At 37.3% G+C, this 12,976-nt stretch carries 11 protein-coding genes; 6 read left to right on the top strand and 5 right to left on the bottom strand.

What is annotated here, in order from left to right:
- Window positions 1-6: 6 nt before the first annotated feature.
- Genes AC2A07_RS00800 through hemA form a run of 3 tightly spaced genes read right to left on the bottom strand, consistent with a single transcriptional unit; the run spans window position 7 to window position 2,802 of the window.
- Window positions 7-588 carry a DUF1287 domain-containing protein gene (locus AC2A07_RS00800; protein ID WP_314493189.1) on the bottom strand — a complete coding sequence of 194 codons (582 nt, stop codon included), beginning with the start codon at window positions 586-588 and terminating at the stop codon, window positions 7-9.
- A 44-nt stretch (window positions 589-632) separates the two neighbouring features.
- Entirely contained in the window at window positions 633-1,541 is a 909-nt protein-coding gene (hemC, locus tag AC2A07_RS00795; protein ID WP_314493186.1) for a hydroxymethylbilane synthase, read from the bottom strand.
- Window positions 1,528-2,802, bottom strand: a complete 1,275-nt coding sequence (gene hemA / locus AC2A07_RS00790; RefSeq protein ID WP_484048780.1) for a glutamyl-tRNA reductase — start codon at window positions 2,800-2,802, stop codon at window positions 1,528-1,530. The genes hemC and hemA overlap by 14 nt, the downstream gene beginning before the upstream one ends.
- 226 nt (window positions 2,803-3,028) lie before the next feature.
- On the opposite strand from hemA, the gene AC2A07_RS00785 reads away from it, so the two are divergent.
- From AC2A07_RS00785 to AC2A07_RS00760, 6 genes are all read left to right on the top strand, one after another.
- A complete protein-coding gene (locus AC2A07_RS00785) occupies window positions 3,029-4,054 on the top strand; it encodes a rod shape-determining protein MreB (RefSeq protein ID WP_314493182.1) in 1,026 nt (341 codons plus the stop codon).
- A gap of 28 nt (window positions 4,055-4,082) precedes the next feature.
- Entirely contained in the window at window positions 4,083-4,937 is an 855-nt protein-coding gene (gene mreC / locus AC2A07_RS00780) for a rod shape-determining protein MreC (RefSeq protein ID WP_314493180.1), read from the top strand.
- Complete coding sequence (locus tag AC2A07_RS00775) at window positions 4,930-5,436, top strand: rod shape-determining protein MreD (RefSeq protein ID WP_314493178.1); 507 nt, start codon at window positions 4,930-4,932, stop codon at window positions 5,434-5,436. The genes mreC and AC2A07_RS00775 overlap by 8 nt, the downstream gene beginning before the upstream one ends.
- Window positions 5,433-7,457 carry a penicillin-binding transpeptidase domain-containing protein gene (locus AC2A07_RS00770; protein WP_484048779.1) on the top strand — a complete coding sequence of 675 codons (2,025 nt, stop codon included), beginning with the start codon at window positions 5,433-5,435 and terminating at the stop codon, window positions 7,455-7,457. Before AC2A07_RS00775 ends, AC2A07_RS00770 begins: the two co-directional genes overlap by 4 nt.
- Window positions 7,454-8,701: a rod shape-determining protein RodA gene (gene rodA, locus AC2A07_RS00765; protein ID WP_484048778.1), complete on the top strand. Its 1,248-nt coding sequence runs from the start codon at window positions 7,454-7,456 to the stop codon at window positions 8,699-8,701. Before AC2A07_RS00770 ends, rodA begins: the two co-directional genes overlap by 4 nt.
- A gap of 127 nt (window positions 8,702-8,828) precedes the next feature.
- Entirely contained in the window at window positions 8,829-9,410 is a 582-nt protein-coding gene (locus AC2A07_RS00760) for a pentapeptide repeat-containing protein (RefSeq protein WP_484048777.1), read from the top strand.
- 293 nt (window positions 9,411-9,703) lie between these two features.
- Here AC2A07_RS00760 and AC2A07_RS00755 read toward each other — a convergent pair whose 3' ends face one another.
- Window positions 9,704-10,393 (bottom strand): C40 family peptidase, encoded by a 690-nt coding sequence (locus AC2A07_RS00755; RefSeq protein WP_314493170.1) that lies wholly within the window; start codon window positions 10,391-10,393, stop codon window positions 9,704-9,706.
- 336 nt (window positions 10,394-10,729) lie between these two features.
- Window positions 10,730-12,925, bottom strand: a complete 2,196-nt coding sequence (locus tag AC2A07_RS00750) for a glutamine synthetase III family protein (RefSeq protein ID WP_484048776.1) — start codon at window positions 12,923-12,925, stop codon at window positions 10,730-10,732.
- Between the last annotated feature and the right edge of the window lie 51 nt (window positions 12,926-12,976).

The following is a 12,976-nucleotide window of genomic DNA, read 5'->3' as shown; positions in this document are numbered from 1 at the left end:
GATCAATCACTTTGAATATTGGTAATGTCCGGTTATTGTAAATTTAAAAAGGCAATCTTCAATAACCTGCCCGCTGCCAATATTGTGCACGATCAGAAATCTTTTTCCGTCAGCAGATCTTTTATTCACTACTATTCCTATATGGGTCAGGTTCCCCGGGAGAACCCAAGTAACAATGTCTCCAGGGAGGTACAAAGCAGGATTGAGTCCGGTAGGTTTTGTCTTCCCGAATTTTGCAAAGAAAACTCTCAGGTTGGGTACTCTTCTGTGATCTATATTCGTATCAGTCTTCTTTAAGCCCCAGTTTTTGGGATACTGAGAAAAGTTTTTCGTCATATCTTCATGTACTTCCTTTTGCAGGTCAATTCCCATTTTTCGGTATGCTCTGATGATCACATCCGTACAGACTCCTTTGTCTGCGGGAATATCTCCGTTTGGATAGCTGATCGAAAAATAAGCAGGATCATACGTTACCCTGTTCCTGGTCAGACTTATAGCAGCATCAGATAATTTTTGGGCAAATTGAGTCTGAGCCTTCAGGTTGAAAACAAAAAGCAGGACGAGAAGTATGGATAGATACTTTTTCATAGATGATTTAAATCCGGATTTTGGATACAGCAAATTCACATCAGCTACAACTGATTTTTAATCTCGGCCATCAGTTCTTTTCCCCCGTTTTCCAAGACAGTTTGGGCAAACTTTTCTCCGAAATTCTCTTCTTCATTATATTCAAAACTTTCGTCGATGCCGATGTAATTTTTGCCGTCGAGCGAGCAAAGCGCCCCTTTAAAACGAATCTGATTTTCAATTTTCTCTGCAAAAGCACCAATCGGGGCGGTACATCCTCCTTCCAGCGTGCTTAGAAACTTTCTTTCCATCTCCACGCATATCTGGGTCTGCCGGTGATTGATGGATTGTAAAATCTCATTGATTTCAGGCTTTCCTGAGTGTCCTGCGATCGCAATGACACCTTGTGAAGCAGCAGGAATCATTACGGGAAGCATTTCGTAATTGATGTCCATGTTCATTCTTTTAATTCCTGCCAGTGATAATATTGTGGCATCAAAATCCTGCTCTTCAAGCTTCTGCAATCTGGTCTGAATATTTCCACGGATATCGAAAAACTGTGTATCCGGATAATGCCTTAACCAGAATGCACGTCTTCTCAAACTGCTTGTCGCCAGTTTCAGTTCATGAAATTCTTTATCTTTTGCTGATTTTCTTCTGATCAGTACATCCTGTGGGAAATCTCTTTCCAGATGAGCGATCAGCTCTATATTTTCAGGAAGCTGTGTTGGTACATCTTTAAGAGAGTGTACGGCGATATCGATTTCATCATTTAAAAGAGCTGTATCCAGATCTCTTGTAAATACGCCTGTAATTCCCAGGGAATATAGGGGCTGATTCAGGTTTTTGTCGCCGGAAGATACAATGGGAGTGATCTCGGTCAGGTAATTGTTGTTTTGTAAATGCCTGGCTACTTCTCTGGCCTGCCAAAGTGCAAGTGCTGAATTTCTGGTTCCTATCCTAATGCTTTTCATTGAATTCGTTATTGGGTTGCTCAACTAATATTTCGTGCATTAATTTACTAATTTCTTCGGCTTTAAGTGGATTATCAATGATGTATTTTGCAAAACGGTTGGTGATTTTCTGAATCATTTTCTCAGAAAGCTCCATGTCATTGATATTGATGTACTTATTTTTTCGGTAGAAATTATGCATTTCGTTTCGTTCCATGTTTTTGAGAACTGCTTTGAAATGGTGAATATTAGGTGCCAGCTTCCTTTTTTTCTCCCATTCAAGGAAATCTTTGGTCATTTCCCTGATGATCTGTTCAGCTTTCGGAATTTCTTTCTCCCTCTGCTGAATGGTCTGCTGAATCTGTTTTGAAAGTTCATCAACATCAATCAAAGTTACATGACTGAGCTCAGATACATTTTTATCAACATTATGAGGGATTGAAAGATCGATGACCAGGGTCTCTCTTTCATTTTGAAAGTGTGAATTGTTGATGATAGGTGTTTTTGCTCCGGTTGCAACAATAAGAATGTCTGTATTGGCAATTTCTCTGTCAATGTCTACATAATCGATGTGTGGAATATTGTATTTTTCAGAAATTTTCTCTGCTGTTTCCTGCGTACGGTTAGCAATTTTTATTTTCGGTTGGTAAATATGCTTTACTAAATTTTCTACCGTATTTTGACCTATTTCACCAACTCCGAGGAGTAAGATGTTCTTTTCGTTCAGTTTTTTCTGATTGTTCAGAATATAGTGTACGGCGGCATAGGAAACGGAAGCTGCTCCGTTAGAGATCCCGGTCTCATTTTTAATTCTTTTGGAAATTTGTATTGCAGAATTGATCGATCGCTCAAGATAGGGATTGGAATTCTGTTTCTCTTTCTTAAATCGGGCATAGGCTTTTTTGATCTGTCCGATAATTTCAAAATCACCAATAATCTGACTTTCTAAACCAGCTGCCACTCTGAACAGATGTTTCAGGGCTTCCTCTTTTGTTAAAATATTGGCAAACGGCAGAAAATCTGAAAGATTAACCCCGATGGTTTTGCAGTACTCTTCCGCTACAAAAAGATAATTGGAGGTCGTTGTATAAATCTCCGTTCTGTTGCAGGTAGAAACTACAAAAGCGTCCCCTAAATTTTCATCGTGAATTCGGGTAACAAAGTTTTTGATATTTTCATCGAAAAATGCAAATTTCCCTCTCGTTTCTACATCTGCCTTCTCATAACTCACTGAAAGTACAGCAAAATTTGACGTCTGATGTATATTGGAATACTGTATCATAAGCTCTGCAAATTTAAGGATTTTAAAATTAAAAGGCTTCTGATATTATATATGATAAATATCGTGAAAACCTATAAACTATGCTTGTTAACGTATAAGAAATAGATAAACAAAAGGTTACTGTAAATTTTAAATTTTAATAAAATTTTAACCTAATTAAATTTACTATATTATTCATTAGTAGTCTTAAATTTATATCTTTGTAAACTTAAATCAGGACATAATTATGAGTTTATTCGATATGTTTACGCAGGATATTGCGATAGACCTTGGAACAGCCAACACGCTTATTATCCACAATAACAAAATTGTTATAGACCAGCCTTCAATTGTTGCAATTGAACGTTCTACGGGTAAGCCAATAGCGGTAGGTGAGCAGGCTAAACATATGCAGGGTAAAACTCATGAGGACATCAAAACCATCCGTCCCCTGAAAGATGGTGTCATTGCAGATTTCCATGCTTCTGAACATATGATCAAGGAATTTATCAAAAAAATCCCGGGAATCAAAGGAAGATTTATACAGCCTGCCTTAAGAATTGTAATCTGTATTCCTTCCGGAATTACGGAAGTTGAAAAAAGAGCTGTACGAGATTCTGCTCAGAAAGTAAATGCCAAAGATGTAAGGTTGATCTATGAACCAATGGCTGCTGCTATCGGAGTAGGTATTGATGTACAGAAACCCGAAGGAAACATGATTATCGATATAGGTGGTGGTACAACAGAAATTGCTGTAGTTGCACTGGGTGGTATTGTTTGTGATAAGTCTGTGAAAATTGCAGGTGATGTATTTACCAATGATATTGCTTATTTCTTAAGAACACATCATAATTTATATATTGGTGAAAGAACTGCTGAAAGAGTGAAAATCGAAGTAGGTTCTGCTGTTGAAGATCTTGATGTTGATATTGAAGATATTCCGGTGCAGGGTAGAGATTTGATTACAGGGAAGCCAAAAGAGATTATGGTTGGGTATAAAGAAATTGCTCGCGCTCTTGATAAGTCAATTATCAGAATAGAAGATGCTGTAATGGAAACTCTTTCCCTTACTCCTCCTGAATTGTCAGCGGATATTTATAAAACAGGGATTTACCTGGCTGGTGGTGGTGCTTTACTGAGAGGTTTGGCAGACAGGCTTCACAAAAAAACAGGTCTTCCGGTTTTTGTTGCTGAAGATCCGTTAAGAGCTGTTGTACGGGGGACAGGCATCGCACTTAAGAATATGGATAAATTCAATTTCTTAATCAAATAATTTTAACTTTTTACGACTCTTTATCTGAATGGGATTTTTGCTGAGATTATTTTCAAAGAATGCTCTTCTTGTCTTCTTTATTTTCCTGCAAATCATTGCTCTTGTTCTGATATTCTCTAAAAATGCGATGCAGCAATCATGGCTTGCAGGTCAGACGGCTGCGTTTAATTCTTGGGTATCGGGATATATAGATGAAGGAGTTTCTTATCTAAAACTAAAACAGACTAACGAAGATCTTGTCGCTCAAAACAAATCTTTGATGCTTGAACTTTATGGAAAACAGGGCGCTAAAAATCCTGTGTTCAGAAAAGTTCATGATACCTTAGGCGGCGGGCAAATCTATACATTCGTTGACGGGGAAATTGTTTTCAACAGTATCAACCGACGAAACAACTACTTTACCATCAACCGTGGAAAGCGGGACGGAGTTCTTCCTCAAATGGGCGTTATGGCACCAAAAGGAATTGCAGGAATCGTTATTAATTCTACGGACAGTTATGCTTTGGTACAGTCTGTTTTAAGCGTAAATAAAATCAGAATCAATGCTGCTCTCAAAAAGTCCGGTTATTTCGGAACTTTGACCTGGAAAGGAGATAATTCGCGGGTAATGCACCTTTCGGATGTGCCTAAATATGTGTCCCTGAAAATTGGAGATACAATCGTAACAGACGGTAAGTCTGCAATTTTCCCTAAAGGGGTTATGATTGGTACGGTTGCAGGATATACCGTTGATAATCAAACAGGTTTTTGGGATATATCAGTAGAACTGAGTGAAAAGATGGGGTCTTTAAATAAGGTTTTTGTTGTTAAAAATCTTAAAAAAGCCGAAGTTCAGAAGATAAATGACAGCATGCAGGCTGTAATAAAAAAAGAAAATGATTAGCAGGACATTATTTACAGATCTTTTGATCATGATTTTTCTTGTGGCATTACAGATATTTGTTTTGAACAGAATTACACTGTTTGGGAAGTATACTCCTGTTCTGTATCCTGTCTTTGTCATGTTTTATCCTTTTTTCAGGAATAAATTTCAGTTTTTAGCTTTAAGTTTTCTCATTGGTCTTTCTATCGATGCTTTCCTTTATTCCTGGGGAATTAACGCTCTTGCAACTACTTTAGTTGCTTATTTCAGGACTTTGATATTCAGGACTTCTACCGATACCTCTACCGATTTCTTCTCATTTCAGTCTTTACAGTGGACTCAGTTTTTGCTTTTCCTTTTCTCAAGTATATTTTTACATCAGCTTTTGGTACAGTATATCGAATTTTTTAAATTCAGCAGAGTTTTTGAAATATTGGTTAATGTCTTGGTAACTAGTGTAATTTCTTTTATATTTATCATTGTTTACGCACTCATATTTAAAATCAAACAGAAAGTTTGAACACACGCCATATAAAAATCTTAACTGTTCTCATTGCACTTGCTCTCATCTTTGTGGCAAGGCTTTCTTATTTACAGTTATTTACAGATAGATATGCATTAAATGCAGCCAATACTTCCATTAAAACCGAATATGTAATTCCACAACGGGGAGTTATTTTTGACAGGAATGGTAAGATCATGGTGGGCAATCAGCCCGCTTATGAAATTTCTTTCATCCAGGCTTTGATGAAGCCAGATTTTGACACGGTTTCTTTCTGTAATCTGATGAAAATCGATAAAAACAATTTCATTAAAAGAATTAAGGTAATAAAAAGCGAAAAATATTATTCTAAACTGACTCCGATGACTTTTATTAAAGATCTCAGCAGGGAGGAAATTGCCAGGGTTCAGGAAATTATTTTCAAATATCCGGCTTTCAGTATCGTTCAGCGCCCGCAACGGCAATATGAAGTATCCACTTCCGGAAATCTTTTGGGATATACCAGTGAAGTGAATGACAGGGAGATTAAAAAAGATTCAATGTATTATCTTCCGGGTGACCTCATCGGAAAGACAGGTATCGAAAAGTCTTATGAAAAGGAATTGCGGGGAGTGAAAGGGATCAAATATATTCAGAAAGATATTAAACTGAGAAATGTAGGCCCCTACAAAAACGGATCTCTGGATACAGATGTTATAACCGGAAAAGATATTACCCTGACTATTGATTATGATCTGCAGAGAATCGCAGAAGAAATGCTGGTGAATAAACATGGTGCCATTGTGGCTATTGATCCCAATAATGGAGAAGTGCTCGTTGCGGCAACGGGACCCGATATTGACCCGAATCTCTTCACAGGACCTAATAAATCAAAAAATTTATACGCTTTATCAAGAGATACCATTTATGAAAATAAACCCACGTTTGACAGGTCTTTACAGGCAGGTTATCCACCGGGTTCTACATTTAAGTTGCTTACCGCTCTAGCTGCAATGCAGATGGGGGTGATGGATGAGAAAACTATTTTTCCCTGTGGCGGAGGTTTTTACTATAAAGGGAAAAGGATTAAAGGTCATGGAGGAGCTGATCCGTTGATCCCTTCTATTCAGGTTTCGAGTAACTGTTTCTTTACTTATGCATTTATTGCTATTATTAAAAAGTATCCCGGCAATCCATCAAAAGGTGTTGATGAATGGAAGAAGATCATGAGCAGTTTTGGTGTTGGAGAATTTCTGAATAATGATTTTGCGGTAGGAGCAAAGGGACGAATACCATCAGGAGATTTTTATGAAAGAAGATTTAAAGCGATCATTAAGGCCAACGGTTCCAAGAAGCAGGATTACAAAAACTGGGACGAGATGTCGACCGGAGCTATTTACAACGGAATGGGACAGGGTGATGTCATGGTTACGCCTCTGCAGCTGGCAAATTATGTTTCTGCAATTGCCAACAGAGGCTGGTACTATACACCTCACATTGTAAAATCTATTGATGGAAAACCTAATCCTGATCCAAGATTCAAAGTGAAACATAAAACTTTGGTTGATCCTAAACATTTCGAGCCTGTTCTTAAAGGGATGGAAGCTGTTGTTTTAAGAGGTACTGCAAGAGGGCTGAAGTCCAATGATTTTACCCAGTTGGCAAAAACAGGAACGGCACAGGTGCCGCAGGGTAAAGATAATTCTATTTTCGTTTTGATTGCCCCGGCAGAGAAACCAAAGATTGTCGTAGTGGCTATTATGGAGCATGCAGGATTCGGCGCAACCTGGGCAGGCCCTGCTTCGACAGTAATTGCTGAAAAATATATTACAGGAGATCTTAAAAGAGAGCATCTCTACAAGAAGATGGTTACGGCGAGTTTTATGCCTGAATACAAAAGACAATGGATTGCCGACCTCAAAAGAAAAGGACTTTACAAGGAACCGAAACCTGATTCTGTAAAGCTTAAAAAAATACAGGACAGTTTAAACCTGGTTAAAAAGGCAAAAGAAAAACTGAATGCAAAGAAAGCGGAATCCAAAAAAACAGTAAAGCCATGAAGTGGACAGAGGGAATAGATAAATTAGGTCTTGGTCTTTATATTTTGCTCTGCATTTTTGCTATTGCCAACATTTACAGTGTGGATGAGGGGCTGGGTAAAAAGCAGCTTTTGTTCTTCGGGATTTCTCTGTTTGTGGGCTTGATCATTTTTTTCAGCAGAAGTAAGTTTTTTGAAAATATGTCAGGCATCATTTATGTAGGCGGAGTGCTCATGCTTGCCGGTCTTCATGTTTTCGGAACAGAGATTCTCGGTCAGAAAAACTGGTATAAATTCGGGAGTTTTACCATGCAGCCGGTGGAATTTTCAAAGATTGGGGTAGCACTGATGCTTGCTAACTATGTGTCGGGTTCAGAATTTAATTTAAAAAATACCAAATCATTAATAACGGTTTTGGCAATTATCGGCATTCCTGCGGTCGTTGTGCTTTCTATTCCTGATGTAGGTTCACTGCTGGTTTTTACCGCATTTTTTATTGCTCTGTACCGTGAAGGTCTGAGCGGAAAGCTCTTTTTGGTGGGAGCACTTTTTGGAGGCGTATTTCTTATTGCAAATTATCTTAACGATCCGCTTCAGTGGAGTTTATGGTATTTTACGGTGTTTATCATTGTGGTCGGAGGCTTGTGGTTTGCATTTAATGCCCTGATGCTCCGTAAAAATATTTACACGCTGCTGCCCGCTGCGGGGATCATTTTACTGTTGGCAGGATTGTCTGTGATCTCACCGATTATTTTCGAAAAACTTCCCAAGCACCAGCAGGAAAGGGTTGAAGTATTGTATAAAGGAGAGAGAGAGTTTCGGGATACTTCGGGATACAATTTGTTATATTCAAAAACAGCAATTGGGTCAGGTGGTTTTTTAGGTAAAGGTTACCGTCAGGGTTCGGTAACACAGGGGAAGTTCGTTCCCGAGCAGGAAACCGACTACATTTTTTGTACGGTGGGTGAGGAATGGGGTTTTCTTGGGAGTACCATTTTAGTCCTTTCGTATATGATTTATATAGGACGGATTTACTATCTCTCAGAAAAGCAGAAATCCACATTTAACAGAGTTTTTGGCTATTCCTTTGCTTCCATCCTGTTGATGCACTTTTCAATTAATTTAGGGATGGTTATGGGGCTGTTTCCAACGGTTGGTATTCCTTTGCCGTATTTCAGTTATGGAGGAAGTTCACTGCTTGCCTTTTCTATGATGACTTTTATTTTCTTTAAATTGAATTACGCTGATAAAAACAGTCTGGTGTAAAGCTTGGATTTAGAATCTGGATGATGGAGTTTAAAGTCATTCTGCAAATTTTCAAAAATAAATCTGTGCAACAATCAGTGAGATAAAACTTTATTAAATTTTTCTTTTAGTTAAACCATAAAAGTCGATGAACGAAGCTTACGTCTTAGATCAAAATTATAATCATTTAAATTTTGCTGAATCACCTTTGCAGATTGGCGAGTACGAAAACTGTACATTTCAAGATTGCAATTTTGAATACGGTGATCTTTCTCAGTTTAAATTTACAAACTGTGAATTCACAGGCTGTAATTTGAGCATGACTAAGCTTAGTGGAACTGCTTTTCGCGATGTTGCTTTTAAACACTGTAAAATGTTTGGGATGCATTTCGATGACTGTAATGAATTTGGAATGTCTTTCCGGTTTGAGGGATGCGCTTTGAATAATTCTGTTTTCTATAAAACGAGTATTAAGAGAACTTTATTCAGAAATTGTAAACTGATCGAAGTGGATTTTGCAGAATGTGACCTTTCGAATGCTGTATTCTCCAACTGTGATTTCAGCGGAGCCACATTTGAAAGAACCAATCTGGAAAAGGCTGATCTGAGAACATCTTTCAGTTATACCATCAATCCTGAATCTAACAGGCTTAAGAAGGCTAAATTTTCACTTTCAGAAGTCCATGGACTCTTACGTAGGTTTGATATAGAGATTGATAAAAACAGCTGATTAAATTTTTAGGATCAATAAGATATGTATCGCTTGCATAGAATGCATTGTTTACAATAATCTGAATCAAAATATACTTTATACGGATTGATAAGTTTAACCTTAAAGTCAACTTTACCGAAGAACACTAAATGCTGTCCGGAGAAGATTGACTTTATTATAAAAGGAATAAGAATTTATGTTTAAGCATATTCGCAGCTATAGCTATTCTCAAATAATTTAACTGCATCTGTTATAAAATGAAAGCCATCAAAATTTTGATGGCTTTATTTATATGAATCAATTATTTAAGACTAAAATTTAGCAGAGGCAAGGTTGTTGTAGTTTTCTCCGTTTTCATTGATTACTCTTTTGGCAAACCTGAATTTTGGTCCCCAGTAAGAATCATTCAGTGATGAGATCATCACCCCCTTCGAAGTTGCTGCATGGATGAATTTCACTTCTCCTTCTTCAGTTACGCTTTCTACAATTCCTACATGAGAAATTCTTCTGCCGTGAGAAAAGAAAATCAAATCTCCTTTCTGAAGGTTTTCTTTATCAATAGCTTCTCCTTCCTGAGACTGAGATGCTGCCACTCTTGGTAAAGTAAGACCGGCTGCTGCTCCAAAAACAGATAATACAAATGCTGAACAGTCAATCCCGTTTCTTGTTGTTCCTCCGTATCTGTAAGGAGTTCCAAGGTAAGTCTGAGCTTCTGTCAGGATGTTGTCAATGGTCTTATTGTGTTTGATCGCTTTTGCGATTTCAGAATTTTTTAAAGAATTTTTTGCGTTTGCGATAGCCACTGCTTTTTCAGATATGAAAGAGTTGATTAACAACTTCTTATCATTCTCCATCTTAGTGTCAATTGCAGCTAGTTTGGCATCTGTTTTGTATTCTTTAGTGTAAGTTGCCGGTTTTGAAACTACGTAGTTCGTAACGCATGACTGTAGTGATATTGTAGAAACAAAAGCAACTAAATAAAACAAAACTCTTCTCTTCATATTTTTTAATTTCCGGTTAAAAAAGAAATATTTATTTCTCTAAAGCCCTACAAAAGTAGATATTCCACTTAAAACAACCTCGATATGATTATTATCATGTTTGTGTTTTAACATATTTTAACATCCAATAATGATATGTTAAATAAAAACAGGCTATCAGATACCTTCTATGATGTTCGTTTGCTTTTTTTTATTAAGGTTTTTTAACATAGTGTATTTGTTTTCATTAGTTGTATTTGCATATCAAATTCAAACACTCTAATTTCTTTATTATTAAGTATAAAAAAAATTCCCTGTAGAACAGGGAATCTTCACTAATATGGAACTTCAGGGATGTTATCTTGTGAATAACATTTCTCTGTATTTTGTCATTGGCCAAAGCTCATCATCAACCATCATTTCAAGATCATCAGATGCGTCTCTAATGATGTCAAATAATGGCTTTACTTTGTTACAGTAATCTTCTGCCTGTATCTGGCTTTCTGTTACTGCTTTTGCGGTTTCTCTGGCTTTCATCAGATCTTCAACACCTAATTTAATTTTAGAAATGTTTTCTGAGATATTCGTAATCAAGCTAATTTGCTCTTTTGCCAATGTTTTGAATTCTTTTTCTCCGAAAATATCTTTAAGACCTCTAACATTTTCAATCAATCTATTCTGATAATTAAGAGCAGAAGGAATGATATGATTTCTTGCGATGTCGCTCAATACCCTTGCTTCGATATCAATAACGGTAGAGTATTTTTCTAACTTGATTTCGTTTCTCGCTTCAACTTCTCTGTGGTTGAAAATTCCTATTTCTTCATATAAGTCAAGAAATTTCTGGTTCATTTCCTGCTTTAATGCTTCAGGAGTGGTTTTCCAGTTGTTTAAACCTCTTTTCTCAGCTTCTACTGCCCAGTCGTCAGAGTATCCGTCTCCTTCGAACATAATGCTTTTACATTGCTTGATGTATTCTCTTAATACATTAAAGATAGCTTCGTCTTTTTTAAGACCTGTTTCAATTAGTGCATCAACCTCTTTTTTGAAGTCGCTTAATTGTTTTGCAGCAATAGTATTCATTACGGTCATAGACTCTGCACAGTTTGCAGAAGAACCTACCGCTCTGATTTCAAATTTATTTCCTGTAAATGCAAATGGAGACGTTCTGTTTCTGTCCGTATTGTCCAGTAAAATTTCAGGAATTTTTCCAACTACGTTTAATTTTAAATCTGTTTTTTCATCCGGTGAAAGTTTTCCTTCAGTTACCTTTTCAAGCTCTTCCAGAACTCTGAATAACTGACTTCCAATAAATACAGAAATAATTGCCGGCGGAGCTTCGTTTGCACCTAATCTGTGGTCATTGCTTGCAGAAGCGATACTTGCTCTTAAAAGATCCGCGTACTCGTGAACCGCTTTGATAGTGTTTACGAAGAATGTTAAAAACTGTAAATTTTTCTTAGGGTTTCTTCCCGGGCTTAAAAGGTTTTCGCCTGTATCTGTCGCTAATGACCAGTTGTTGTGCTTTCCGCTTCCATTTACTCCTGCGAATGGTTTTTCGTGGAATAAAATATGAAAATGGTGTCTGTGAGCAATTCTTGCCATTACGTCCATCAACAAAGAGTTGTGATCTACCGCAACGTTTACTTCTTCAAACATTGGAGCCAGCTCAAATTGATTTGGGGCTACCTCGTTGTGTCTTGTTGTTACAGGAATTCCCAGTTTCATACACTCAACTTCCAATTCTTTCATGAAGTTCATGACTCTTGTAGGAATTGAACCGAAATAGTGGTCATCCAATTGCTGTCCTTTTGCAGGAGAGTGTCCTAATAAAGTTTTACCTGTTAGCACCAGATCCGGGCGAGACTGATACAATGCTGAATCAACCAGGAAATATTCTTGCTCCCAGCCTAAAGTAGGAGTTACTTTCGTTACGTTTTTGTCGAAATACTGCATTACGTCGGTTGCAGCTTCATCTACAGCGTGCAAAGCTCTCAGTAAAGGTGCTTTATAATCTAAAGTTTCTCCTGTATAAGAGATAAAGATTGAAGGAATACAAAGAGTAGTTCCCATAATGAATGCCGGAGATGTAGGATCCCATGCTGTATAACCTCTTGCCTCGAATGTATTTCTGATTCCACCGTTCGGGAAAGAAGAAGCATCCGGTTCCTGCTGGATCAATAAGTTCCCGCTGAATCTTTCGATTGCTCTTCCGCCTTCGATTGGGGTGAAGAATGAGTCATGCTTTTCTGCAGTGCTTCCTGTTAAAGGCTGAAACCAGTGCGTATAATGAGTAACGCCTTTGCTCATTGCCCAGTCTTTCATAGCTACTGCTACCTGGTCTGCAATTAATCTCTGGATTTTACTTCCTTTTTTGATTGCATCCATAATAGATTGGAATGCCTCTTTTGTCAGGTATTCTCTCATGGTATTTTCAGAGAATACATTTTCACAAAATAATTCTGATAATTTAGCAGGGATTTCTACTGAATTATCTTTTCTAAAGTCCTTGAATGGTAAAGTTTCTAAAGCTTTAAATCTTAAAGTTGACATATAGTGTTGAATTTTATGGGGCAAATTTACAAAAAAAATGAATTGAAATTA

The sequence above is a fragment of the Chryseobacterium sp. HNCC26DJ238 genome, from assembly GCF_057180465.1.
The sequence above is the reverse complement of the archived record's forward strand: the minus strand, read 5'-3'. Positions and strand labels throughout refer to the sequence as shown.